Origin of the sequence: Aeromonas sp. QDB56, from assembly GCF_027705505.1 — a bacterium.
In the GTDB taxonomy this organism is placed as follows: domain Bacteria; phylum Pseudomonadota; class Gammaproteobacteria; order Enterobacterales; family Aeromonadaceae; genus Aeromonas; species Aeromonas caviae.
This window is the reverse complement of sequence record NZ_JAPDBZ010000012.1, coordinates 1-25,366: the sequence shown is the minus strand read 5'-3', so window position 1 is coordinate 25,366 and position 25,366 is coordinate 1. Positions and strand designations below refer to the sequence as shown.

Annotated in this window: 23 protein-coding genes; 8 read left to right on the top strand and 15 right to left on the bottom strand. The window is 61.9% G+C overall.

All coding sequences use genetic code 11. The features are described from left to right. Position 1 precedes the first annotated feature (1 nt). Positions 2 to 2,143 carry a YccS family putative transporter gene (yccS, locus tag OKB81_RS03520; protein WP_160837098.1) on the top strand — a complete coding sequence of 714 codons (2,142 nt, stop codon included), beginning with the start codon at positions 2 to 4 and terminating at the stop codon, positions 2,141 to 2,143. Positions 2,144 to 2,265: 122 nt separating this feature from the next. Further along, positions 2,266 to 2,610 carry a TusE/DsrC/DsvC family sulfur relay protein gene (locus tag OKB81_RS03515; RefSeq protein WP_039038798.1) on the top strand — a complete coding sequence of 115 codons (345 nt, stop codon included), beginning with the start codon at positions 2,266 to 2,268 and terminating at the stop codon, positions 2,608 to 2,610. Positions 2,611 to 2,723: 113 nt separating this feature from the next. On the opposite strand, the gene dedD is transcribed toward OKB81_RS03515, so the two are convergent. The 7 genes from dedD to OKB81_RS03480 form a co-directional block, all read right to left on the bottom strand. Next, on the bottom strand, positions 2,724 to 3,512 hold the full coding sequence (dedD, locus tag OKB81_RS03510; protein ID WP_160837096.1) for a cell division protein DedD: 789 nt from the start codon (positions 3,510 to 3,512) through the stop codon (positions 2,724 to 2,726). Positions 3,513 to 3,691: 179 nt separating this feature from the next. Next, positions 3,692 to 4,951, bottom strand: a complete 1,260-nt coding sequence (gene folC / locus OKB81_RS03505; RefSeq protein WP_160837094.1) for a bifunctional tetrahydrofolate synthase/dihydrofolate synthase — start codon at positions 4,949 to 4,951, stop codon at positions 3,692 to 3,694. Between the two features lie 2 nt (positions 4,952 to 4,953). After that, the gene (accD, locus tag OKB81_RS03500; protein WP_010675139.1) at positions 4,954 to 5,817 is read right to left on the bottom strand and encodes an acetyl-CoA carboxylase, carboxyltransferase subunit beta; all 864 of its coding nucleotides are present in this window, start codon (positions 5,815 to 5,817) and stop codon (positions 4,954 to 4,956) included. A 119-nt stretch (positions 5,818 to 5,936) separates the two neighbouring features. Beyond that, positions 5,937 to 6,746, bottom strand: a complete 810-nt coding sequence (truA, locus tag OKB81_RS03495; RefSeq protein WP_270667760.1) for a tRNA pseudouridine(38-40) synthase TruA — start codon at positions 6,744 to 6,746, stop codon at positions 5,937 to 5,939. Positions 6,747 to 6,902: 156 nt separating this feature from the next. Next, entirely contained in the window at positions 6,903 to 9,041 is a 2,139-nt protein-coding gene (locus OKB81_RS03490) for a FimV/HubP family polar landmark protein (RefSeq protein ID WP_270667762.1), read from the bottom strand. Positions 9,042 to 9,334: 293 nt separating this feature from the next. Then, positions 9,335 to 10,351 carry an aspartate-semialdehyde dehydrogenase gene (locus OKB81_RS03485; RefSeq protein ID WP_160837090.1) on the bottom strand — a complete coding sequence of 339 codons (1,017 nt, stop codon included), beginning with the start codon at positions 10,349 to 10,351 and terminating at the stop codon, positions 9,335 to 9,337. 147 nt (positions 10,352 to 10,498) lie between these two features. After that, positions 10,499 to 11,620: a 4-phosphoerythronate dehydrogenase gene (locus tag OKB81_RS03480; protein WP_160837088.1), complete on the bottom strand. Its 1,122-nt coding sequence runs from the start codon at positions 11,618 to 11,620 to the stop codon at positions 10,499 to 10,501. 250 nt (positions 11,621 to 11,870) lie between these two features. On the opposite strand from OKB81_RS03480, the gene OKB81_RS03475 reads away from it, so the two are divergent. Then, complete coding sequence (locus OKB81_RS03475; protein WP_160837086.1) at positions 11,871 to 12,593, top strand: phosphatase PAP2 family protein; 723 nt, start codon at positions 11,871 to 11,873, stop codon at positions 12,591 to 12,593. 53 nt (positions 12,594 to 12,646) lie between these two features. Here the strand turns inward: OKB81_RS03475 and OKB81_RS03470 are convergent, their stop codons facing one another. Continuing rightward, positions 12,647 to 13,468, bottom strand: a complete 822-nt coding sequence (locus OKB81_RS03470; RefSeq protein WP_270667763.1) for a MetQ/NlpA family ABC transporter substrate-binding protein — start codon at positions 13,466 to 13,468, stop codon at positions 12,647 to 12,649. A gap of 341 nt (positions 13,469 to 13,809) precedes the next feature. On the opposite strand from OKB81_RS03470, the gene OKB81_RS03465 reads away from it, so the two are divergent. Next, positions 13,810 to 14,262: a VOC family protein gene (locus tag OKB81_RS03465; RefSeq protein ID WP_270667765.1), complete on the top strand. Its 453-nt coding sequence runs from the start codon at positions 13,810 to 13,812 to the stop codon at positions 14,260 to 14,262. 14 nt (positions 14,263 to 14,276) lie between these two features. On the opposite strand, the gene OKB81_RS03460 is transcribed toward OKB81_RS03465, so the two are convergent. Then, positions 14,277 to 14,474: a hypothetical protein gene (locus tag OKB81_RS03460; RefSeq protein WP_010675148.1), complete on the bottom strand. Its 198-nt coding sequence runs from the start codon at positions 14,472 to 14,474 to the stop codon at positions 14,277 to 14,279. Positions 14,475 to 14,694: 220 nt separating this feature from the next. On the opposite strand from OKB81_RS03460, the gene OKB81_RS03455 reads away from it, so the two are divergent. Then, the gene (locus OKB81_RS03455; RefSeq protein WP_160837084.1) at positions 14,695 to 15,234 is read left to right on the top strand and encodes a hydrolase; all 540 of its coding nucleotides are present in this window, start codon (positions 14,695 to 14,697) and stop codon (positions 15,232 to 15,234) included. Between the two features lie 17 nt (positions 15,235 to 15,251). After that, positions 15,252 to 15,476, top strand: a complete 225-nt coding sequence (locus OKB81_RS03450; RefSeq protein ID WP_270667767.1) for a hypothetical protein — start codon at positions 15,252 to 15,254, stop codon at positions 15,474 to 15,476. Here OKB81_RS03450 and modF read toward each other — a convergent pair. Both modF and ppsA read right to left on the bottom strand, forming a co-directional pair. Continuing rightward, the gene (gene modF, locus OKB81_RS03445) at positions 15,449 to 16,903 is read right to left on the bottom strand and encodes a molybdate ABC transporter ATP-binding protein ModF (RefSeq protein WP_270667769.1); all 1,455 of its coding nucleotides are present in this window, start codon (positions 16,901 to 16,903) and stop codon (positions 15,449 to 15,451) included. The genes OKB81_RS03450 and modF overlap by 28 nt on opposite strands. A 118-nt stretch (positions 16,904 to 17,021) precedes the next feature. Further along, complete coding sequence (gene ppsA, locus OKB81_RS03440) at positions 17,022 to 19,394, bottom strand: phosphoenolpyruvate synthase (RefSeq protein ID WP_039041363.1); 2,373 nt, start codon at positions 19,392 to 19,394, stop codon at positions 17,022 to 17,024. Between the two features lie 307 nt (positions 19,395 to 19,701). Between ppsA and ppsR the strand changes: the two genes are divergently transcribed. Next, positions 19,702 to 20,514, top strand: coding sequence for a posphoenolpyruvate synthetase regulatory kinase/phosphorylase PpsR (gene ppsR, locus OKB81_RS03435; RefSeq protein WP_010675153.1), 813 nt, complete (start codon positions 19,702 to 19,704; stop codon positions 20,512 to 20,514). Positions 20,515 to 20,643: 129 nt separating this feature from the next. On the opposite strand, the gene OKB81_RS03430 is transcribed toward ppsR, so the two are convergent. Next, positions 20,644 to 20,919: a hypothetical protein gene (locus OKB81_RS03430; protein WP_081000923.1), complete on the bottom strand. Its 276-nt coding sequence runs from the start codon at positions 20,917 to 20,919 to the stop codon at positions 20,644 to 20,646. Between the two features lie 356 nt (positions 20,920 to 21,275). Here OKB81_RS03430 and OKB81_RS03425 point away from each other — a divergent pair, with 356 nt between their 5' ends. Beyond that, positions 21,276 to 22,652, top strand: a complete 1,377-nt coding sequence (locus OKB81_RS03425; protein WP_160837080.1) for an amino acid permease — start codon at positions 21,276 to 21,278, stop codon at positions 22,650 to 22,652. Between the two features lie 379 nt (positions 22,653 to 23,031). On the opposite strand, the gene OKB81_RS03420 is transcribed toward OKB81_RS03425, so the two are convergent. The 3 genes from OKB81_RS03420 to OKB81_RS03410 form a co-directional block, all read right to left on the bottom strand. Next, the gene (locus OKB81_RS03420) at positions 23,032 to 23,733 is read right to left on the bottom strand and encodes an SIMPL domain-containing protein (protein WP_160837078.1); all 702 of its coding nucleotides are present in this window, start codon (positions 23,731 to 23,733) and stop codon (positions 23,032 to 23,034) included. A gap of 54 nt (positions 23,734 to 23,787) precedes the next feature. After that, positions 23,788 to 24,345 carry a hypothetical protein gene (locus OKB81_RS03415; protein ID WP_010675157.1) on the bottom strand — a complete coding sequence of 186 codons (558 nt, stop codon included), beginning with the start codon at positions 24,343 to 24,345 and terminating at the stop codon, positions 23,788 to 23,790. A gap of 87 nt (positions 24,346 to 24,432) precedes the next feature. Continuing rightward, positions 24,433 to 25,128 (bottom strand): type I secretion C-terminal target domain-containing protein, encoded by a 696-nt coding sequence (locus OKB81_RS03410; RefSeq protein WP_270667771.1) that lies wholly within the window; start codon positions 25,126 to 25,128, stop codon positions 24,433 to 24,435. Positions 25,129 to 25,366 lie beyond the last annotated feature (238 nt).

Genomic DNA, 25,366 nt, shown 5'->3' with positions numbered 1-25,366 from the left:
CATGCCGATGGATTTCTCCGGCCTGCTGCGCCGGCTGCTGACAGACAGCCACATCTATTTCGCTCTCAAGGTCCTGCTCGCCATCGCGGGGCTGCTCGCCTTCGCGCTGGCTACCGGTGACATCCAGCTCACCGTGCTGCTCTCCCTTGGGGTGGTGGCCGGCGCCATCGCCGAGACCGACGACAGCCTCTGGGGCCGGGTCAAGAACCTCGCCATGACCCTGCTCTGCTTCCTGTTTGCCTCATTGTGCGTACAGTATCTCTTCCCCACCCCCTGGCTCTTTGCCATCGGGCTCGCGGGCTCCACCTTCCTCTTCGTGATGGTGGGTGCCCTCGGCCAACGCTACGCCACCATCAGCTTCGGCTCCCTGCTGATTGCCATCTACACCATGCTGGGGGCCGCCAAGGCGCCGGATCTCTTCTATCAGCCGCTGGCCCTGTGCGCCGGGGCCCTCTGGTACGGCCTGGTGTCCCTGGTCTGGCTCTGGCTGCTGCCCTACAAGACCCTGCACGAGCAACTGGCCCAGAGCTACTTCGCCCTCGCCCGCTACTTGCAGGAGAAATCCCGCTTCTTCCCGGCCGACGAACACGGCGCCCAGGCCATCCGCCACAATCTGGCCCAGCTCAACATCAACCTGGTCAATGCCCTGAACCAGGCCAAGACGGCGCTCAATGCCCGCCTTCATGCCCCCGGCCGCCACGGGGTTGCCCCCGAGCTCGCTGGCCTGCTGCGCCTTTACCTGCTTGCCCTGGAGATCCAGGAGCGGGCCACCTCCAGCCACTACCCTTACAGCAAGCTGGAAGCGGAGCTCAAGCAGGGCATCGTCCTCGACGGCTTCCAGGAGGTGCTGTCACAGCTTGCCGACGCCTGTCAGCAGCTTGGCTACGCCATCCTGGTGCACAAGCCCTACACCCACCACAAACGCATTCACTGGACCCTGGAGGCCCTCGGCGATCAGCTGGAGTTCACCCACCTCAAGCAGCACTACCCCAAGACCCTGCTGACACCGATGAAGTTCCTGCGTCGCAACCTGGCCAGCATCAACCAGTTGCTGCAAAGCGCCGAAGAGCTGCAAAACCCCGCCGCGCCGCCCACCAGCCTGCCTCCCCTGGCACGGCCGGTCGCCCTGCCCTTGCTGGCATTGCTCAGGCAGCACCTCACCCCCAACTCCATGGTGTTTCGCCATGCCCTGCGGCTCTCCCTCGGGCTGGTAGTGGGCTATGGCATTCTGCAGGCGTTTCACCTGGACAAGGGGTACTGGATCCTGCTCACCGTATTGTTCGTCTGCCAGCCAAGTTACAGCGCCACCCGCCGTCGTCTGGTGCAGCGGATGCTCGGCACCTTTGCCGGTATCCTCATCGGCGTGCCCGTGCTCTGGTTCTTCCCCGAGCTGCACCTGCAACTGGGGATCATGGGGCTAGCCGCCTTCCTGTTTTTCACCCAGGTGCGCAGCAACTACAGCGCCGCCGTCTGCTTCATCACCCTCTACGTGCTGATGGCGTTCAACCTGCTGGATGGCATCGGCTTCGCCATCCTGGGACCCCGCCTGCTCGATACCCTGCTCGGCTGCCTGCTCTCCTACGCCCTGGTGGCCTGGCTCTGGCCCGACTGGCAATACAAGCGGTTGCCAACCCTTATCGCCAACTCCCTGTCCGCTAATGCGAAGTACCTCTCGGCGGTACTCGCCAGCCTGCATCGCCAACGGGATGAATCCCTGGACTACCGGGTGGCCCGCAAGTGTGCCCACCTCGCCGACAGCGAGCTGGCCATGGCCTGGCAGAGCATGCTGGTGGAGCCGAGCAAGCGCCGCCGCTTCCTGGATCTCTGCTTCACTCTCACCTGGCGCAACCATGCCCTGCTCTCCTATATCTCGGCACTCGGGGCCCATCGCGACAAACTCGAGCCCATCGAGGGGCTGGAGGAGATAAGCCGCCACATCAGCCAGACCCTGGAGCAGGCCGCCGGTCACTTGGCGGGGCAGATGCCGACGCCACTCACGGGAGCCTGTCCGGCCATCGCTCCGGAGAGCAGCGAGGAGCAGCTGATGCTGAGCCAGCAGCTCTCCCTCATCAGCCAGTTGGCAGACGAGCTGTTGGTGCTGGCCAACGACGGCCAGTTGCTGACAGGTCAGGGGCGAACCTAGCCGGACATAGCCGCCGGGCCAGTCCCACCCGAGGCAGGCGCCAAGCGCCGCCCCGGTTGCCGGACGGGACGCAAGGCGCTACCATGCCCGCCCCATTGAGATAGCCTTTTCGAGGAAGCGTCATGTCCGAGCCACACCATTTGCAGTTCAACGGCCAACTCATCGAGACCGATGCCCAGGGCTATCTGCGCCACAGCGAGCAATGGAGCGAGGCGCTGGCCCTGGTGCTGGCCGAGAAAGAGGGGATAGTGCTGGAGGATCCCCACTGGGAAGTGGTGCGTTTCGTACGGGCCTTCTATCTGGAGTTCAACACTTCCCCCGCCATCCGCGCCCTGGTCAAGGCGATGGAAAAGCAGTACGGCCCGGAGAAGGGCAACAGCCGCTACCTCTACAAGTTGTTCCCGGAAGGCCCCGCCAAGCAGGCCACCAAGATCGCAGGCCTCCCCAAGCCGGTGAAGTGCATCTAGTGCTCCTCGGCAGCCAGATAGCCCGATAGCCACATTGCCTCCCCCGTGTTGGACACAAAAAAAGACCGCGCCCATGTTGCCATGAGGCGCGGTCTTTTCATTTCATCGTCCTGTCAGGGGTTGTATGCCACCACGGAGCCGCTCAAGCCCGTCATCTGGCTGATCCGGCTCTGCATGCCCTGCAACTTAGCCTTGGAGACATCCGGCCCGATGAAGACCCGGTTGATCTGCCCCTGCACCGGGGTTCTCGGCGACGTCTGGGCCGAGTAGCCCGCCGCCCTCAGCTTGCTCACCAGGGCATTGACGCTGTCTGCATTCTTGAAGGCGCCAAGCTGCAGGATCCAGCTCCCCTGAGCCGGGGCTGCTGCCGGTGCCGTAGTCGGCTGGGCCATCTTGCTCGCGATAAGATCATCCATGGTCTTGATCTGGCCCGCCTGTGGCTTGGCCTCCACCGGTTTTTGCACCTCTACCGGCTTGGTTGGCACCGGCTTGGGTTTGGGCTGCTCCACCGGTTTCTTGGCGATCACTTCCGGCTTGGGCTCGGGTTTGGGCTGGGGCTTGGATTGCGCCACGACCTGTACCGGCTGCTGCTGGGTGATGGGAGCCTGACTGGCTCCCGCCTGATTGGCCAGGGTCACGGTATCGCCAATCTCCTCTACCTGCCACTGGGTCGCGGCAGAGGCCTGCTGCTGACTCGCCAGATGCTCGGCCGGCAGGGTGCTCGCCGCCGAGACCTGAAGCGCAGGTTTGGCGGGCTCCAGCTCCGGACGCAGGGGGATCTTGGCGAAGGCCTCGTCCTTCTGCTCCAGCTTGTTGCCGTCCATCAGGTCCGGCAGAAAGATGACCACCAGGGCGACCAGGATGACGGTCCCCACCAATCTGTTTTGAAACTTCGAAGCCAAGTTAATTTCCACCCATGTTACTTAGGATCCATTGCAATCTTGCACACTTCGCAAAGAACGCCTCCCCTCACGCCGGCTGGCGAAGCCGGGTCCCTCGCCACCCACTTGGCCTGAAAGGGGATTATCCAGTGCAAAACCCGGCCCGTCGTCACGATGACGGAGCCAGGGGAGCGAACGGCTCAGACCGCGCTCAGAGCCAGCACGTCGGCGACAGTGTAAAACGAGCCGAACACAATGACCATATCGTCAGGACTCGATGCGGCCAAGGCGGCGCCGTAGGCATCCCCCACGCAGGCAAAGGTGAGCGCCACGCCCCGGCCGCTGCCAAGGGCCGTCGCCAACTGGTCGGCCGTGGCCGCGCGCGGGCCGTGGAGGCTTGCCAGGAACCACTCGTCAATCAGACCGTCAAGCTCGGCCAGCGACCCCGCCATGTCCTTGTCCTTGAGCATGCCAACCACGGCGCGGCGCTTGCCCTTGCCGGGGCGCTGACGCAGCTGGCTGGCGAGATAGGCGGCAGAGTGGGGATTGTGGGCCACGTCGACGATGACCAGCGGCGAGGTTTGCAACTGCTGCATCCGGCCAGCCAGGCGGGCATTGGCCAGGCCGTCGCGGATGGCGGACTCCGCCAATGGCAGACCGAGGGACTCCAGGGCCGCCAGCACGGTGACCGCATTCATCAGCGGCAGGGCCGGTTTGGGCAATCCCGACCAGTGGTGCAGGCCGTGATAATCCCAGTCACCTTCATACTCGTCACCACGAAAATCGATGCCGACCTGACGCAGGCAGGCGCCGAGGCGCGCCGCTTCGCTTGCGATGGTCGACGGCGGATTGGGCTCCCCGCTGATGGCGGGTTTACCTTTGCGATAGACGCCGACTTTCTCCACCGCCACCGCCTCCCGGGTATCCCCGAGCCAGTCGCAGTGATCCAGGGCAATGGAGGTGATCAGGGCGACGTCGGACTCCACCACATTGGTGGCATCGAGCCGCCCCCCCAGCCCCACTTCCAGCAAGAGCACATCGGGCGCGGCGCGGCGAAACAGCCACAGACCCGCCAGGGTGGCGAACTCGAAGAAGGTGAGGGCGATGTCGCCCCGGGCGGCTTCCACCTCGGCAAAGGCCGCGCAGTGATCGCCATCGGCCAGCTCCTGGCCATTGACGCGCACCCGCTCGGTAAAGCGCAGCAGATGGGGGGAGGAGTAGACACCGACCCGGTAGCCGGCGGCCATCAGGATGCTGGCCGCCATGGCGCAGGAGGAGCCCTTGCCGTTGGTGCCCGCCACCGTGATCACCTTGAACGGCAGTTCGGTGAGGCCCATGCGGCGGGCAACCGTGCCGACCCGCTCCAGCCCCATGTCGATGTTGGCCGGGTGGATCTGCTCCAAATAAGAAAGCCAGTCGACCAGCGACCGGCTTTGGGATTGTTGCATGTGTGAACTCATCTTCAGTCTTCGATGACCTGAGTGTTCATCAGCTTGGCCAGCAGACCGGCCAGGCGGTTGCGCATTTCGCGCCTGTCGATGATGAGATCGATGGCACCCTTCTCCAGCAGGAACTCGGAGCGCTGGAAGCCTTCCGGCAGTTTCTCGCGCACGGTCTGCTCGATGACGCGGGGGCCGGCAAAGCCGATCAGCGCCTTGGGTTCGCCTACGTTGATGTCACCCAGCATGGCCAGGCTCGCGGAGACGCCACCCATGGTGGGGTCGGTCAGCACGGAGATGAAGGGCAGGCCCGCCTTGGTGAGGCGATCTAGGGCCGCACTGGTCTTCGCCATCTGCATCAGGGAGAACAGGGCTTCCTGCATCCGCGCACCACCGGAGGTGGAGAAGCAGACTAGGCCGCGGCCCTCCTTGATGCTCTCCTCGACGGCGCGCACAAAGCGGGCACCGACCACGGAGGACATGGAGCCCCCGATGAAGGAGAACTCGAATGAACAGGCGACGACCGGTACCCCCTTGAGGGTCCCCTTCATCACCACCAGCGCATCCTTCTCGCCCGTCTCTTTCTGGGCGGCAGACAAACGATCCTTGTAGCGCTTGGAATCCTTGAATTTCAGGATGTCTTGCGGCTCCAGCTCGGCCGCGACTTCGCTGCGTCCCTCGGCGTCGAGGAAGCTCTCGAGACGGGCACGGGCGCTGATGCGCATATGATGGTCACACTTGGGGCACACTTCGAGATTGCGCTCCAGCTCTGCCCGGTAGAGCACCTGTTCGCAAGCAGTACACTTGGTCCACACCCCTTCCGGAATGTTGTGACGACGCGGTGTGGTGATCTTGCTCTTGGGAAGGATCTTCTCAAGCCAGCTCATGGAATTCCTTAATGCATTTGTGCCTGACAAAACACATCGAGCCTTGATTGTTCAATGACTTAACGGCTCGATGGCAATAAACGACGGATCATTAAACCACAAATTTTCGGGCCCAGTTACTAAAAACTGGTCGTACCCGGTGCCGAGTCCGGCAGCCACAGCGGGCCGAGGGGCGGCCGGGGCAACCCGAATTCGGCCGGGTAATCTACATCCACCAGATAGAGGCCGCCCGCCTTGGCGGTCGGGCCCGCCAGGTTGCGATCCTTCGCCGCCAGCACCTCGGCAATCCACTCCATCGGTTGAAGCCCCTGCCCCACCAGCAGCAGGGAGCCGGTGATGTTGCGCACCATGTGATGCAGGAAGGCGTTGGCCTTGATGTCGAGCACGATGTAGGGGCCGGAACGGCTGACACACAGGTGGGTCACATTGCGCCAGGGGGTGTTGGACTGACAGGCGACAGCCCTGAAGGTGCTGAAGTCGTGCTCCCCCAGCAGGCTCTGGCCGGCCTGGTGCATCAGCGCCGCATCGATGGTTTCGTGGTAGTGACTGACGCCACTGCCGAGGATGGCCGGGCGGTAGTTGTGGTTGTAGATGACGTAACGGTAGCGACGGGCGGTGGCGCTGAAGCGGGCATGGAAATGCTCGTCCACCTCCCTGACCCAGCGCACGGCGATGTCAGGGGGCAGGTTGGAGTTGAGCCCCAGGGTCCAGGCGCCTTCTGCGCGGTTCGACTCGGTATCGAAGTGGATCACCTGGCCTGTGGCATGCACCCCCGCATCGGTGCGACCGGCACACTGGATGGAGACGGGGTGGTTGGCGATGCGGCTGAGGGCTTTTTCCAGCTCCTCCTGAACGCTGATCACTTCGCGCTGGCGCTGCCAGCCGAAGTACCGGCTGCCGTCATATTCAATACCAAGGGCAATTCGCATGGGTAACGGTGTCTTCTGATGAAAGGATGCAGTGAAAGAAACGGGGCGGATTATACGCGCTCGGGCTCAAAAGTCCCAGACCGGGCGAGGCCGCGCCCAAAGAGAGAGGGCAGCCCGCGGGCTGCCCTCTCTGGTGCATGGATGACAAGGGCCTGCCTAGCCCAGGCGCTTGAGCAGCTTCTGCGCCTCGCTGCGCTGGTGCTCGCTGCCCTGGGCCACCGCCTCTTCCAGCAGCTCGCGGGCGCTCTCCTTGTCGTCGATCTCGAGGTAGGCCCGGGCCAGATCCAGCTTGGCTCCCACCCCGCCGTCATCGGCATCCACATCAAAGCCGTTGGACTCCGGCAGCACCTCAGGGAAACCGTCCAGCCCCACATCCAGGGAGAAGCCCTGATAGGGTTCCTGCTCCGTGCTGCTGGCATCGGCATCGGCATCGGCATCGGCCAGCAGCTTGTCGATTTCAACGAAGTCGCTGTCTTGCACCTGCTCGCGGGGCTTCACCTCCCCCTGATGGGACTCCACCTCGGCGAAGGCATCCTCGAAGTCCGCCAGGGCCAGCTCGCTTGGATCCCACTCGGACGCCGCCGGCTTGGTGGGCTCCAGCCCGAGCTCGGCCAGCATGTCGTCCACATCGTCCTTGCCAAACCCCGTCTCGTCGATGTGCGGCGCCTTGGCGGCAAGCTCATCGTCGGTCGGCTCGCCAAACCCGGTCTCTAGATCGCTCAGATCGAAGTTGGCCAGTGTCTCGTCACGCTGGCTGCGGCTCTCCTTCTGGGCCTGGGCCAGATCCGCTTCCAGATCCGCGTCCAGCTCGGCAAACAGGGCGGCTTGCAGCTCCTCCTCGGTCATGATCTCGTCATGACCACGAGCAGAGGAGCTGGGCTCGTCGGAGAGATCGAGTTCCGGCACCACGGGCAGATCGAAGTCACCCTCGTGGGCCAGATCCAGCTCGGGCACCAGATCCGGATCCCGGTTCGCCGTCGTCACCGCAGGCTCCACATCAAAAGCGGAGAGCGCCGTCTCGTCATCCCGGAAGATGACATCGGCGGCAGCACTGGCGCCATCTTGCTTCCTGCTCACTTCCGGCTCGTTGAGATCCGGCATGCCATGGAGGGGCTCGTCATCCGCGATGCCCACCGTCATCAACTGCTCAAACTCGCTGTTCTCGTCTCCCATGACCATGGAGGTCGACTCGGAGAGGCTCTTCTCCTGCTCTTCCAGCTCGCGGCGGGCACGAGCACGCAGCCAGAGCGTGACCAGGGCAAGCACCAGGAGTACCGGCAGCAGGATGATCATGGCGAGATTGAGCGGCGAAGAGAGCAGCTCCATCAGCCAGCTCTGTTTGGGCTCCGGCGCCACCACAGGAGGCGTCGGATTGGCCTTGAGTTCCGCCACCTCTTTTTGCAGGACGGTTTGATCCTGCAACTGGGCCTTGAGGGTCTCCACCTCTTCGGTCAGGGCTTGCAGGCGCAGCTTGAGCCTGTGGTTCATCTCGGTGACCTGGCCGAGCTGGGCGTTGGCATCTTCCAGGGCCAGCGCCATCTCGGTGGAGGGTTTGCCCACCGCAGTGGCGGGCAGGGGCGCCGGCGCCGTGCTGGCGGTGCTGCTCGCAGCAGCGCTCACCACCACGGGGGTGGAGACAGCCGCCTTGGCGGTCTCCTTCACCTCGGGGGCAGGAGCCGTCGCCTTGGGTGCCGCCGGGATCGGCGCCGCCTTGGGCGGTGTATTCTTGGCCACCACAGCCGGCTTGGCCGGAGCAGGCTTGCTCACCACCGGCTGGGCGACGTGAGATTGCTTGTTGGCCAGGTATTTGGGGCTCAGCCCCTTCCAGCTCGCGTTGTCGCTGTTGAAGCGACGGCGTGCTTCGGCATCCGTGATGCGCCCCGCCTCTGCGGCGGTGGGCAGCAGGATGTGGGAACCCACCAGAATATGGTTGATGTTGCCGTCTGCGAAGCTTCGGGGGTTCTTGTCATAGATGGCCACCATGGTCTGGTAGACACTTACCCGGTTGGACGGGCGATGCTTGCTCGCCAGACTCCAGAGGGTATCGGTGGGACGCACGGGACCATAACTGCCAGCCGACGCAGCAGGCACCTGACGCACGATGGGCTGGGCTCTGGGCAGGGTGACGGGCGCCACGGGCTGGGCCCGGGGCTCTGGTTGCACCGCGGGGGGCGGTGAGCCATCCGGTCCCTTGAGTTCGACAAAGAAGGGTTCTCGCGCCCCCTCTTCGGCCTGAACCGTGCCCAGAAGCCCCAATGCGAGTAGCGTTGCCAGCGTTATGCGGGAATGTCCCATATTCGTTCCTTCGTATGACGGCCCTATCACATTGAAAAATCTGGATAGTTACCCCAAAACAATCGGCTCAATATAAATCAGGCGCCGGTCTCAAGCGAGCGATCCGACATATTTCGCGCCCGGCGGCGACCAGAAAGCAGCCCCAGACGCGAACCAGAGTGTAGAAAAAAACCTAGTCCACTGATATCACACGGTATTCCAAAAACCGGAGAGTGGGTTCCCGGTCACATCCCGGGGCCAGGGCGCCCACATCAAGGCGGGGTTCCCTCCCCGCCCGGGGCCGACATCCGGCCTCAGAGGTAGTCGCGTACCAGCAGTTCGGCAATCTGCACGCTGTTGGTTGCCGCGCCCTTACGAACGTTATCGGCCACGATCCACATATTGATACCACTCGGATGAGAAATATCCTGGCGTACCCGCCCGACCATCACGTCATCCTGACCGGTGGCATCGCGCACCGGGGTCGGGTAGTCCCCTTCATCATCAAACAGGGTGACGCCCGGGGCATTGCGCAACAGCTCCTTGACCTGCTCGGCGTCCAGCGGCTGGTGCAGCTCCACATGAACCGCCTCAGCGTGACCGTAGAAGACCGGTACCCGCACGCAGGTGGGGTTCACGGCGATGCTGGCATCCCCCAGGATCTTCTGGGTCTCCCACACCATTTTCATCTCTTCCCGGGTGTAGCCGTTGTCGGTGAAGTCATCGATCTGCGGGATCAGGTTGAAGGCGATCTGCTGCGGATAGAGGGTCGGCTCCACCGGACGGCCGTTAAGCAGGTGGGCGGTCTGGCCCGCCAGCTCGCTCACCCCTTCCTTGCCGGAGCCGGATACGGATTGGTAGGCCGCCACGTTGATGCGACTGATGCCCACCTCGTCGTGCAGGGGCTTGAGGGCCACCAGCATCTGGATGGTGGAGCAGTTGGGGTTGGCGATGATGTTGCGGTTGCGAAAATCGGCCAGGGCGTCCGGGTTCACTTCCGGAATGACCAGGGGAATGTCCTCGTCGTAGCGGAAGCAGGAGGTGTTGTCGATGACGATGCAGCCGTGCTCGGCGGCGATGGGCGCCCATTTGGCCGAAACCTCGGCACCGGCGGAGAAGAGTGCAATCTCCACTTGGCTCCAGTCAAAGGCCTCCACATCAAGGATGTCGACGTTCTTGCCGCCAAAACGCACCGTGTCCCCAGCGCTGCGACTGGAGGCGAGCGGATAGAGGGTCGCTACCGGGAAGGCGCGCTCCTCCAGGATCTCGATCATGGCCTGACCCACGGCGCCGCTGGCACCCAATACCGCTACGTTGAATTGCTGACTCACTGATCTGTTCTCCTGTTATGCGGCCCGTCGGGGCCGGGCATGAGGGCCACGGCTGGCACGCGTATCGGTTTGATGACAGGCCCGCCATGATGCCGGGCCGGGGGGAAGCGCCGCCTGGGCAAGCCCCTCCCCTTGTTGAAATCGGGTTTATTGCTCCGAGACGGCAAAGCCCAGTCGGGCCAGTCTGTCGTCGGCGAAGGGCCCTTTCAGTTGCAGGGCGCCCAATTCGCGCCGCTCGGGGTAGCGCTTGCGCTGCTCATCGAAGCTGCCGGGCAGCCCGATCCGGTTGCGAAAACGGGCGTCGTCACGGCGCACGTCATAAACAAGGTGGACAAGCTGCTTGATGAGCGCCTGATCCGCCGGCTGCCCCGGCGTCAGCTCGCGTACCTCTGGGGCAGGCAGCAGGGATTGCAGATCCTGGCGCGGGGTGCGCCCCAGTTGCCGGCACAGCGCCTCATAGAGCATCCAGGTGCCACGGGCCTTGCCTTCCAGGCTGTAACCGGCGATGTGCGGGGTGGCCAGCTCGGTATGGGGCACCAGTTCCTTGAGGGGCTCCGGCTCTCCTTCCCATACGTCCATCACCAGCCGCAGGGGATGGGGTCCCTGCTGGCGGACAAGCAGGGCATGGTTGTCCCACACCTCGCCGCGGGAGGCGTTGATGAGGATCTGCCCGGCCGGACGCTCGGCGATCTCCTCGGCTCCCAGCAGGTGGAAGGTGGCCTCTTCCCCTTCACGAAGATAGGGGACATGGAAGCTGACGATGTCGGCATCCAGGGCAGTGCGGTAATCCACGAAGTCGCCAGCGGCGCCGCTACGGGCCAGGGGCGGGTCGCAGCGCAGCACCTTCATCCCGAGCGCCTCGGCCTTGCCGGCCACGCTCTCGCCGGTGTTGCCGGCGCCGATGACGGCGAGGCTCATCTCGCTCAAGGTCAGCTCATGGCGTTCCGCCAGAACCAGCAGGGCGGAGAGCACGTAGTCCCCCACCGACACCTTGTTGCAGCCGGGGGCGCTGAAGAAGGGGATGCCCCGCGCCGCCAGCAGCCCCTGATCGATGTGATCCGTACCGATGGTGGCCGTGCCGACAAACCCCAGCCTGGGGCAACTCGCCAGGAGCGCTTCGTTGACCCGGGTCACGGAGCGCACCAGCAGCACATCCGCCTCTTGCAGATCCGCGGCCTTTATTTCTCGTCCCGGCAGGGGAACCACTTCACCAAATTCCGCAAACAGCTCCACCGCATGGGGCATATTTTCATCAACGACGATCTTCATCGGCACGCATCTCGTCCACAAGGGCCACAGGCGCGCCATTCTAGCCCAAACGCGACGGATTTTCAGAGGCTTGTTGGCAGACCGCTCTGCGGCCATCTTTCCGCCTTCCGGCCTCAGGTGCGGGCACGATGCCCGGCAGCATCATATGTAACAGCCTGTTGCCCTCGCCCCCTTCGCCTTGACCAGAGCAACCTGACTGGCACAATGACGCCTCTTTTTAGCCGCTCGCGCCACCGAACCGGACCCCTTGATGCCGACTCACTCCTCTTCGTTGCCACGCCGCAAGGTGCTTCATTTCAATGCCCTCCTGCTCCTCCCCCTGCTGCTGCTCGTCTGCCTGCCCTGGCAGCCGTTCATGACCCAGGCCCTGCAATCGGGCTGGCTATGGTGGCCCTACGCCCTCACCCGCATGGTGGACTTGCCGGGGCTGGTCATCACCATCGCCGCCCTGCTGCTGCTCACAAGACACAAGCTGACGCTGGACGGTCGCGCCCTGCTGGCGCTGGCTGGCGCCCTCTTTGCCGTGCTGGCGAGCGACTGGGTCATCAAGAGCCTCATCAAGCTGCTGACCGAGGAGCCCAGGCCCTACCTCATCTGGCTGGAGAGCCAGGAGCTGATCCCCGCCATCCGCCAGTTCTATGGAGGAAGCCAGGCCCTTCGCAGTGAACAGGTCCACGCCGCGACCCAGTTGTTGGCGCTGCCCGCCTGGCTCGGCCAGCACTGGCAGGCAGAGGTCAACTATGCCTTTCCCTCCGGTCACAGCATCGCCGCCATGAGCCTCGCCCAGTTCTTCGGCCTGATCTGGCTGGCCCGGGCACCCGCCGGGGCCTGGCTGCTGCCACTCTGGGCCATCGGGATTGGCCTCTCGCGCACCCTTATCGGCATGCACTGGCCCCTGGATGTGCTGGCAAGCGCCCTGCTTGGCAGCCTCACCGCCCTCCTGGCCGCCCGCTGGTGGTTGCGCCACTACTGACGTCCAATAAAAAACGGGCACCTGGGTGCCCGTTTTTATCGCTTGTACGCCACTCACCCCTTCTGCTGCCAGCCCTCGGGATACTTGTAGCCGACGAAGCGCTTGGCGGCATAAGCCTTGAATTCAGGGGAGTTGTAGGCGGCCGCCACATCCTTGGCGAACGGCTTGCCCGCATCGGCGCTCTTTACCACCACCCAGTTGATGAAGTCATAGCTGCGCTCGAGGAAGAGGCCGGAGCTGAACGGGATCCCGCTTGAGGCGGCAAAGTTGCCGTTGATGACGGAGAAATCCACATCCTCACGGGAGCGCGGCAGCTGCGCCGCCTCCAGCAGCACCAGCTTGAGGTTGTGGGGGTTCTTCACCACGTCGAACTCGCTCGCCTTGAGGGGATTGATCCCCTCCTTGAGGCTCAGCCAGCCCAGATCCTGCAACATCAGCAGTGCCCGCGCCTGGTTGGTGGGATCGTTCGGGATGGCGACCGTGCTTCCCTCTTTCACCGCCTTCAGATCCCCCAGCTTGCCGGCGTAGAGCCCCATGGGACCGGTCGGCACCTGGGTGATGGGCGCCAGAGAGAGACCCCGGTCTTTGGCGAAGCTCTCCAGATAGGGCTTGTGCTGGAAGCAGTTGACGTCAAGCGACCCGTCCGCCAGGGCGATGTTGGGGGTCACGTAATCGGTGAACTCCACCAGTTTGACCTTGTAGTCCTTGGCTTCGAGCTGCGGCTTGATGGCGTCGGTGACCATGTCGGCAAAGTCGCCAACCGTGGTGCCGATGACGATCTCTTTCTTCGCCTCATCGATGGCAAAGGCGGACAGAGGCAGGCTGCTGGCGAGCAGCGCCAGGGCGGAAAGGGTGAAGAAGGAACGACGTTGCATAAAAAACTCCCTGTCAACATGATCATCAAAACGGTGAGCGGTCGGGGGCGCGAACATGCAGTCAACGCACAACCATCTAGCCATCCAAACGGCCAACTTAACACACCATAACAGAGCTCGTAGCCTTCGCCAAGCAACAAAACCGGGCAAGCTTGGCCAGCACGAAGCAAAGCGCATCCCGCAACTGGATGAATAATCTTTGACAGAGCACGCAGTTATGCGCCTTGCCCTCTCCCTGCCTGGCGTCAAACTGGCTTATTGTGGTCATTCGATACCCATTTCAACGGTTCCCATGAGGGCCTGATGGGCTGCTCTACACCCAGGCAACACAAGGAGTCACCGTGTTCGATCATGTTGAAATCAAGGTGGTGCGTTTTGACTCCTGTCAGCACTTCTACGCCACCGTGCTGGCTCCTCTTTTGATAGAACTCAAATGGTCTGATGAGACGGCGGCCGGTTTTGGCCTGATGGGCCGCGATCACTTGGGCTTCCTGATTGAGCGGGGGCAGCAGGGCGCCTCCTGCCATCGCGCATTCAGGGCCGACGACGCGACACAGGTGGATGCGTTCCATCACGCGGGGATCAAGGCAGGCTTTGCCTGCAATGGGTTGCCGGGACTGCGTCCCCACTATGCCCCCAATTACTACGCCGCCTTCCTGGGCGATCCCGATGGCAGCAACATCGAGGCGATGACCTACATTGAGTCCTCACACGCCGCAAACACATCGCAGCACTGTGCCACCCAGCAAAAGGCCCTGCATTCGGTGAATCCAGGGCCTGAGAAGTACACGTAATGAGTCGGGTTAGATTATTTGACCGCCTTGCTGGCGTTCTCCAAGGCCTGCTTCTCGGCGGCGTTCATGATGGACGCCTGGCGGTTTTGCTCGGCCTGGTAGCAGGCGTCCTTGCTGATCCCTTGCGCCTGGCATTCCGCCATGCGTTGTGCCGGGCTGGCGCAACCGGCCAAAAGGCCAGCCAGGGAGACGAACAGGATTATCTTCTTCATGGTACTTCTCATCGTTAATGGAAAATCGTCCAACTACGCAGTAGCGGGTTGATGCGTCGCCCCTTGTCATGCACACCAAAACTGAGAAAACGGGCTCCATGACGCGCATCCTAGTGCCCGCCACGCCGTCGGTCAGCTCACAATTTGTATCAAGATGTACGCGAGAATGGCTCCCAGGATGGCGCTGTATCTCATCCGCAACGGAGAAAGGAGACAAAAAATGCACAAACACCATCACCCAGGCCTGCTGGTGGTCGATATTCAGGGCAAGCTGGCCCGCCTGGTCGAGGAGAGCGACGCCCTGATTGCCAATACCGCCAGGCTGGTGCAAGGGGCCAGGGTGCTGGGGCTGCCGGTTGTCTGGCTGGAGCAGAACCCGGACAAGCTCGGTGCCACCGTGCCCGAATTGCAATCGCTGCAGGCAGGCGATCTTGTGCTGCCCAAATACAGCTTCGGCGCCCTGGGGGAGCCCACTGTGGCGACCGCGCTGGCCGAAAGCGGGGTAGAGCATTGGCTGGTATGTGGCATCGAGACCCATATCTGCGTCTACCAGAGCGTGTTGGGACTTCTGGCCAGCGGCACCCGGGTCTCGCTGGTGGTGGATGCGGTGTCGTCTCGCTCCGCTGCCAACCGGGATCTCGCCATCGGCCAGCTTGCGGCCAGGGGAGCTGCGCTGACGTCGGTGGAGATGTGCCTCTATGAGCTGATGGGGGACTGCCGCCATCCGGCATTTCGCCAGATCCTCTCTCTGGTGAAATGACCGCCATGATGGACAATATGGCGCCCTTTCTGTTCGCCCTCATCGCCTTCGGGGCGGCACTCATGGTGACGGTGACGGGGATGGCCGCCACCCGTCACTATCTGGCCTGGCTCTGGCTGGGGATCATGCTCTTCTTCGGGCTGTGGTGGACGCTGCTGGGATGCCGCCGCTCCTCGCCGAACCGGCCCCTCTCTGACCATGCCGCCCGGACGGCTCAGCTCCCCAGACGCTCCTGCAGATAGTCGTATCCTTCCCCCTCCCTTGGCACGAAGCTCAGCCTGTGGGTCAGACCGGGGGGCGCATCATCGGCATGATGGGAAACGAACAATAGCTGGGTTCCCTCGCCCACGAGGCGCGCTACCATCTCCCGCACCAGGTGACGGTTGAGGGGATCCAGTCCCTGCAGGGGTTCGTCCAGGATGAGCAGCGGCGGATGCTTGACCAGGGCACGGGCGATCAGCACCAGTCGCTGCTGACCGAAAGAGAGAGAGTGGAAAGGCTGCGCCCCCTGATCGGCCAGCCCCAGCAGGGCCAGCCACTGGTTGGCCAGCGCCAGCTGACGATCCCCCGGCCGGGTATAAAGCCCGATGGAGTCGTAGAAACCGGAGAGGATCACTGTCTGCACCGGGCAGCTGACACGATAGTCCAGATGCAGCGCCGGGCTCACGAGCCCGATGTGGCGCTTGATCTCCCAGATGCTCTCGCCGCTGCCCCGCCGCCGTCCGAACAGATGGAGCTCATTGTTGTAACCTTGCGGGTGATCTCCGGTGATGAGGGAGAGCAGGGTCGACTTGCCAGCGCCATTCGGTCCCACCAGTTGCCAGTGCTCCCCCTCGTCAATGGTCCAGTCGAGCCCATCGATGATCACCTGATCCCCGTATGTGATACGCATGGCTTTCATGACGACCCGAGGGCCGGGAGGCAGGGGCTCGGGGGTCGTCAGCGGTGGCGGCAAACGGGGGGATACCGTTTCGGCGCGTGCCAGCTGGGCAACCTCCTGGCTGCCGAGCACCTCCTCGCGCTCCCCCGCCAGCAGCAGACGACACTCGCCGAGCAGGCCGAGGTGAGTGGCAAAGGGGGGGATCTCGTCAAAACGGTTGACGATCACCACCAGGCGCAGCCCCTCTGACACCAGGTCGGCCAGCAACATCATCAAAGAAGCCCTGGCCCCCTGATCCAGACCATCGAAGGGTTCGTCCAACACCAGCAGTTCGGGTCGCCCCAGCAGGGCCCGGGCCAGCAGCAGCTTGCGCCCCTCCCCGCTCGAGAGGTAGCGATAGGGGCGCTCCCACAGGGATTCAATGCCAAAACGGGCCAGCAGCGCGCGGGCCTCATGCTCCTCACCCCCTGCCTCCAGCATCAGGGTCGATACCCGATACCCCGCCTCCTCCTCTTCCCCCAGCATGTCGGTATTGCGCCGCTGCCAGTCCAGCTCCCCCAGCTGTTGCTGCGACTCGAACGAGAGTCGCTCGGCCCGGACTCGACCCGATACCGCTCCGGCACGCACGACCAGCTCGCCGCACAGGGCCGACGCCAGCGCCGTCTTGCCGCTGCCGTTGCTGCCGACGAAGGCCCAGCAGGCCTGCGGGGTGAGACAGAGTTCGGGAATAACCAGGGTGTGGTGGCCACGCAGGGCCAGGGTGGCGGATTGCCACTGCAATGAGGTCATGGGATCGTCCTGTGATGGGTGCGGAGCACCTTGCTCTTTCCCCTTGTAACAGAAAAAGGGGGGCGCAGACAAAAACGGCGCCATTGCGGCGCCGTGTCATCAAAAAGCGGGGACGGGTTTAGCCGGCCTTGTGCTGCTCGGCCAGATAGAGCCAGGTGTCGACCACGGTATCGGGGTTGAGCGACACGGAATCGATCCCCTGCTCGACCAGCCAGGCGGCGAAGTCCGGGTGATCGGACGGCCCCTGGCCGCAGATCCCCACGTACTTGCCCGCCTTGCGGGCGGCGGCGATGGCCATGGCCAGCAGTGCCTTGACCGCCTCGTTGCGCTCGTCGAACAGGTGGGCGATGAGCCCGGAGTCCCGATCCAGCCCCAGGGTCAACTGGGTCATGTCATTGGAGCCGATGGAGAAGCCGTCGAAGTGCTCAAGGAATTTGTCCGCCAGCAGCGCATTGGAGGGCAGCTCGCACATCATGATGACTTTCAGGCCGCGCTCGCCACGGCGCAAGCCGTTCTCAGCCAGTATCTCCACCACCTGCTCCGCCTCACCCAGGGTACGCACGAAGGGGATCATCACCTCGACGTTGGTCAACCCCATGACATCCCGCACCCGTTTCATCGCCTCGCACTCGAGGGCGAAGCAGGGGCGGAAGCTGTCGGCGATGTAGCGCGACGCACCACGGAAACCGATCATGGGGTTCTCTTCATGGGGTTCGTAACCACGGCCCCCCACCAGGTTGGCGTACTCATTGGACTTGAAGTCCGACATCCGCACGATGACCCGCTCAGGCCAGAAGGCGGCCGCTAGGGTAGCGATCCCTTCCGTCAGCTTGGCTACGTAGAACTCCCTGGGGCTCTCGTAGCCCGCGATCATCCTGGTGATGGTGGCCTGGAGTTCCGGGGTCTGCTGATCGAACTCCAGCAGCGCCTTGGGGTGGACCCCGATCATGCGGTTGATGATGAACTCGAGGCGGGCCAGGCCCACACCGGCATTCGGCAACTGGGCAAAATCGAAGGCGCGGTCCGGATTGCCGACGTTCATCATGATCTTGATGGGCAGGCGCGGCATGTTGCCCACCTCGGTCACCGCCACGTCAAAGTCGAGCTCGCCGTCATAGATGAAGCCGGTATCCCCTTCCGCACAGGAGACGGTGATGAGCTGACCATCCTGGATGTGGTCGGTGGCGTTGCCGCAACCCACCACTGCCGGAATGCCAAGCTCCCGGGCGATGATGGCGGCGTGACAGGTGCGTCCACCCCGGTTGGTGACGATGGCGGAAGCGCGCTTCATGATGGGCTCCCAATCCGGATCGGTCATGTCGGTGACCAGCACATCGCCGGGCTGCACTTCATCCATCTGGCTGATGGAGGAGATGACACGGGCCGGACCCGCGCCAATCTTGTGGCCGATGGCGCGCCCCTCGATCAGCACCTTGCCGGTTTGCTTGAGGGCAAAGCGCTCGAGGGTATTGGCTTCCTGGCGGCTACGCACGGTTTCCGGACGGGCCTGAACGATGTAGAGCTTGCCATCCTGACCATCCTTGGCCCACTCGATGTCCATCGGGCGGCCGTAGTGCTGCTCGATGATGAGGGCCTGCTTTGCCAGGGCCATCACTTCCTCGTCCGTGATGCAGAAGCGGTTGCGCTCGGCATCGGTGGTGTCGACCACCTTCACCTGACGGCCATGACCGGCATCCCCGGAGTAGGTCATCTTGATGAGCTTGGAGCCCAGCGTCTTGCGCACCACGGCAGGGCGCCCGGCCTTGAGGGTCGGCTTGTGCACATAGAACTCGTCCGGGTTGACGGCCCCCTGCACCACCATCTCGCCCAAACCCTGGGCGCCGGTGATGAAGACCACGTCGTTGAAGCCGGATTCGGTGTCCAGGGTAAACATGACGCCTGAGGCAGCGAGATCCGAGCGCACCATGCGCTGCACCCCGGCGGAGAGAGCGACCCCCTTGTGGTCATAGCCCTGATGGACCCGGTAGGAGATGGCGCGATCGTTGAACAGCGAGGCAAACACATGCTTGATGGCAGTCATGACGGCATCGATACCGCGCACGTTGAGGAAGGTCTCCTGCTGACCGGCAAACGACGCATCCGGCATGTCTTCCGCAGTGGCGGAGGAGCGCACGGCAAAGGATGCCTCGAGCCCCGCGCTCAGCTTGTCATAGGCCTCGCGCACCGCCTGCTCCAGAGCGGGCTGGAAGGGCGCTTCCACCACCCAGTCGCGGATCTGCTGACCGGCCCGGTTGAGGGCGGCGATGTCATCCACATCCAGACTGTCGAGCAGGTCATGGATCTTGCCGTTGAGGCCGCTTAACTCCAGAAACTCGTTAAACGCAAAGGCCGTGGTCGCAAACCCGCCCGGCACGGACACGCCGACCCCCGAGAGGTTGCTGATCATCTCGCCAAGGGATGCATTCTTGCCGCCGACGCGTTCAACGTCCTGCATACCGAGCTGTTCGTACCAGAGTACGTACTGTTGCATTTGCATGTCTCCAGATTGGGGGGCCAGGGTGACAATTCACCTGCTGTGCCAAGTCGTGTGTTTTTGTTAGTGTCTGTTGCCAACGACCATGAAAACGTTTTCTATTTATTGTCAAAAAAATCCCCGAGCAAGAGTTGGGGATGGTCGTTTGACACAGGCATTCTACAATAGCGACACAAAAAGGTAACGACTCAGGTTTGCAAGCGAGTTCACAACTTGGGCATGGCAGATCTGTTGACAAAAACGATATGGTTTCGAGAGATACTTATTTCTCGCCGCCCCCTGGAGCGCACCACAGGAGTCCGCAGTGCACACCGTATTCTATGTATCCGACGGCACCGCCATCACCGCCGAAGTCTTCGGCCACGCCGTGTTGAGCCAGTTTCCCCTGGCCTTCGAACAGGTCACCATCCCCTTTGTCGAGACCCAGGAAAAAGCGCGCCAGGTACGGGCACGCATTGACGAGCAGTTTCGCCAGACCGGGGTGCGCCCCATCCTGTTTCACACCATCGTCGACCCCATGGTGCGTGAAGAGGTGCTCAAGGCCCAGGCCAGCAGCCACGATTTTCTCAACACCTTCGTGAGCCCTCTCGAACAGGAGCTCGGTATCAAGGCCGAACCCAGGTTGCATCGCACCCATGGCATGGAAAACCGCAAGCTGTACGACGATCGCATCGAAGCGGTCAACTTTGCGCTGGCCAACGACGATGGCATCACCACCAGGGAGTATGACGAGGCAGACATCATCCTCATCGGGGTCTCCCGTTGCGGCAAGACACCGACCAGCCTCTATCTGGCACTGCAATTTGGCATTCGCGCCGCCAACTATCCCTTTATCGAGCAGGACATGGGATCGCTGGAGCTGCCCGCCGCCCTCAAGGCCAATCGCCACAAATTGTTCGGCCTCACCATCATGCCGCAGCGGCTGCACGAGATCCGCAACCAGCGCCGCGCCAACAGCCGCTACTCCTCGCTTGATCAATGCAAACAGGAGCTGGCCAGCGTCGAGAGGCTGTTCCGCCAGGAGGCGATCCGCTTCCTCGATACCAGCTCCCACTCGGTCGAGGAGATCAGCGCCAAGATCCTGGAAGCGACCGGCCTTCGCCGCCAGCTCTGCTAACCTGCAAGGCTGCGACAGCACAACGCACCATGAGACAGAGGAGTGGCAAGATAACGAAACAGAAGAACAGGATGAAAAAATAATGCCAGCATCATCGCTGGCATCCCATCACTCGCGGGGCAATCAGGCTCAGGGCTTGTTGAGTTCCTTGTTGTTCATCAACATGCCGTGAAAATTAATGAGTCCCCTGCCCTTGCGGACTCGCTCGCTCAGCCAGCAAGCTGGCACCAGCCCCATCCCGGCAGCAAGGATGAGCACCATGGCGATGTGGTTCACCAGGTAATCCGCTCCCAACCAGCCCCAGACAACAAGGCTGCTCATCGCCATCGTCAGCAACATGGGGGATAGCCAGATCCCGAGCCAGAGCACGACCATCACCAGGCCACCCACAATACGCTCCATCATATGAGTCCCTTTTTATCAAAGGGCAACAAGAGCATGAAAACCGGACTGAGTCAATAGATAGAAATCCATCAGAACACAAAACCAGCAACCACTCTCAAACCCCCTTTCTAGGTCATGAAAAACCTGCATGTCGCACAAAATAGCAGCCAATGATGAGGAAAACAGGTGCATGAATGGTCGATTATCACTATTCTGCTCGGGTTGGTAGCCGCTACAAAAAACAGCCAGCGGCAAACCGTAACGATATAAATACGGGTTTCGTCACGTTTTCGGCACAAGATGCCGCGCCAGGCAGAGGACGTGCTGTGGCTGACGGGACGCGAGCCGAGTGATTTCAGCGACGTAAGGAAGGATGCATGGATCTTCAACAACACGGCGACGAGCTCAAGCGCGGTCTGAAAAACCGCCATATCCAGCTTATCGCACTGGGCGGTGCCATCGGTACAGGCCTGTTCCTCGGCATTGCCGACACCATCAAGATGGCGGGCCCTGCGGTGCTGCTGGGCTATGCCATCGGCGGCTTCATCGCCTTCCTCATCATGCGCCAGCTGGGCGAGATGGTGGTGGAAGAGCCGGTTGCCGGCTCATTCAGCCATTTTGCCTACAAGTACTGGGGTGACTTCGCCGGCTTCGCCTCCGGCTGGAACTACTGGGTGCTCTATGTGCTGGTGAGCATGGCCGAGCTGACGGCAGTCGGTATCTATGTCCAGTACTGGTGGCCCGAGATCCCGACCTGGATGTCGGCGGCTTTCTTCTTCGTGCTGATCAACGCCATCAACCTCTCCAACGTCAAGGCGTTCGGCGAGATGGAGTTCTGGTTCGCCATCATCAAGGTGATCGCCATTCTCGGCATGATCGGATTCGGCGGCTGGATGCTGTTCTCCGGCAGCGGCGGCCCCGAGGCCACGGTCAGCAACCTCTGGGCCCAGGGTGGCTTCTTCCCCAACGGCGTCGGCGGGCTGGTGATGGCAATGGCCTTCATCATGTTCTCCTTCGGCGGTCTGGAGCTGGTCGGCATCACGGCAGCGGAAGCGGACAATCCCGAGAAGAGCATCCCCAAGGCCACCAACCAGGTGATCTACCGCATCCTCATCTTCTACATCGGCGCCCTCACCGTACTGCTCTCCCTCTATCCCTGGGGCAAGGTAGTGGAAGGCGGCAGCCCGTTCGTGATGATCTTCCATGCGCTCGACAGCAACCTGGTAGCCAATGTACTTAACCTGGTGGTGCTGACCGCCGCGCTGTCGGTGTACAACAGCTGCGTCTACTGCAACAGCCGCATGCTGTTTGGCCTGGCCAAGCAGGGCAACGGCCCCAAGGCCCTGCTCAAGACCAACAAGAGCGGCGTGCCCCTGACCGCCATCACCATCTCGGCCGCGGCCACCCTGCTGTGTGTGCTCATCAACTACCTGATCCCGGGCAAGGCCTTTGGTCTGCTGATGTCCCTGGTGGTCTCCGCCCTGGTCATCAACTGGGCCATGATCAGCCTGGCGCACCTCAAGTTCCGCAAGGTGAAGGCCGCAGAAGGTGTCACCACCAAGTTCAAGGCACTGTGGAGCCCGTTTGGAAACTACCTCTGCCTCGCCTTCATGGCCGCCATCCTGGTGATCATGTACATGAACGACGGCACCCGCATCTCGGTCGAGCTGATCCCGGCCTGGGTCCTGGTACTCGGTATCGGCTATCTGCTCAAACAGAAGAGCCAACGCAAGCTGGCTACCAACCTGGGCTAGGCATCATCCCTCTCCAGCAAAAATGCCGGTCACTGACCGCAATGCTGTTCACTTAAGAGAATTTGAGTTCCAGTCCACGTAGTATCAGGGCTAAAAAATGAGGGAGGCATGATGCCTCCCTCTTTCTATTGCAAGCCACGCTGGATAAAGGCTGAAGGAACATCGACTGGAAACAGCCTTGCTCCCCCAACTCAAGTCGCATTTATGAATAATTAGTCAAAAATGTGCTTATCTGAACAGCATTGCGGTCACTGACCGGCATTTTTTATTCCATTCCCGTTTCACCTGACCCAATTCGCGGCTCACTTGTCCTGCCAGCCCCTGCAATGACAAACCCGAGGGGTTGCCTCGGGTTTGAGTGATGGACAAAGGGGCTGTGTTATTCCAGCAGGAAGACGGCTTCTACATTGTCAGTGATGCTGATCTGCTGCTGTTGATAGCTGTTTTCCATCATGTCGGCGGCAGGGGCTGCCGCAGCCTTCATGGCACGGGTATAGACCGGCATGGGGGAACTGTTGCGGTATTCAACGCTATACACCTTGCCAAGCTTCATGCCGAAAGCCTTGGCCAGGGATTCCGCCTTGCTCGTGGCATCAGCAACAGCACCAAGCCGGGCCTGCTCCTTGATGACCTGTGGTGACTTCAGGCCGTACTCTATCTGGGTCACGGACTCCAGACCCGCCTTGAGGGCGGTGTCCATCAGCTGGCTCAACTTGTCGAGCTGGTAGAGTTTGACCGCCAGCTGACGCTGGGCACGGTAACCCACCATTTCGGGTTGCTTGTTCTGGGGGTACTGGTACTCGGGGGAGATCACCAGATTGCCAGCCTCCACGTCGCTGCGCTTGATGCCGAGGCTCTCCAGCTGGCCAAAGAAGGCTGCTACCTTGGTATCTACCTGCTGTTTGGCCTTGATGCCCTGCTTCTCCAGTGCCGTGACGGCGACATTGAGCGTCAGCATGTCTGGTTCAGCCTTCTGCTCCGCATAGCCACTGACGACCAGATGGGGGGCCTGAGGAACCTCGATGGCAAGCAACGGAGCACTGACAACCAGCACGGACAGGGTAAGAAGGGGACGCCACATAAAAAAACCTCCATCATTTAGATGGAGGTCATTATGCATGTCGTCGATTGGGATTCATATATCGTGTGTCGGCGGGATCTGGTCCAGCACCTGATTGGTCATGTCGATATTGATGCTGATCTCCCCTCCTCCTGAATTGCCATGGCTTGTCATCACGGGAGCAGGCGCCTGGCTGCCAAACAGCGATTCATCCTCAAAGTGGAACGAATCCCACGACAGAACATGACCTTGTGATGGCAGATTCGGCTCGGACGTCGTCACGACGGCCAGCGCACCCCAGTCAAGCTCCTCGCCGTGGCTGAGCAGCCCCTGCAAGGAGGTATCGCTCAGGCTCTGCAACGAATACTCCTGCTGCCCCCACTCATGGCCGACCAGCACCATCATATGGGGCAGGGGCGCATCCTCTGCCGGCGTGAAGCTGATACGAGAAGCGGCAAAGTCCACATTCAGCAACCCCGCCACCTCACCATCTTCGCTCTCCAGCTCCAGACCGTTGAGCGTGTCACCCGTCATCGTGGCCTGATAGCCAAAGCGGCCGGTGCAGACGATATTGTCCTGCCCGTTCCAGCTATAGCGAATGCCGTCGATGTCGACCCAGTTGAATGACTGCATGGTGACCCTCTCCTGATACTGCAGCTATCTTATCTGCCCACTCCATCAAATAACAGGGGCCGGGCACACCCGGCCCCCATACCCTGCTTACGGATCGACCTTGAGGTTGCCCTGATCCAGCAGATCCTGAATGATCTGCAGATTGGATTTGCCAGCCGTCAGATCCACGTTGTCAAAGAGGATGGTATGAGTCGTGGTGCCACTTCCCGCTCCATCCAGATCAATGGTCAGTGTCGACTTGCCACTGCCCGGACCAGGAGCAAAGGTAAGATAGTGATCCAGTGTGCTCGCATCGGCATGCTCACCACTGAGCAGTTCACTCAGGTCCAGAACATCTCCATTGGCCCCCGTGGTGAAGTCTTTGATGGTATCCGTGCCTCCTGCATCACCTGCCATCCATTTGAAGGTATCCTTGCCAGCCCCACCAGTCAGGGTATCACTGCCGATACCCCCAATCAGCAGGTCATTGCCATCCCCCCCCAGCAGGATGTCGTTGCCAAGGCCACCCGTCAGAGTGTCGTTGCCGGACTCTCCGAGCAAGGTATCGTTACCACTGCCTCCATCCAGCTGGTCGTTTCCGGTTCCCCCGACCAAGGTATCCTTGCCGCCAGCTCCTAAGAGCAGATCATCACCGGCGCCACCCGACAAGATATTGTCCAGACTGTTCCCTGTTATGCTGTCCCCAAAATCGGAGCCGATGGCATGCCCTTGCGTGCTGTTGAAGGTCACATTCACAGCGCTGGCGGCGGCATCATAGTCTGCTGTGAACGGGGCTTCCGGCAACAGGCTTAGTCCGATATTGCTGTGGACTGCATCGCCGTCCCCGTCAATCAGTGTGACTGGCAGTTGCAGACTGACCGGGATCCCAGGAGTGGCAACGCTGGAACCAAAGTCCCCTATCTTGAAGTCACTGCCCGCAGCGTAGTGGAATTCTAGGCTGTTATCATATACAGGACCTTAAGAAAACACTTCATTTGAAATTCCTTCTAAGGTCCTGTTCTGTATCGATTTTCGCTGCTTG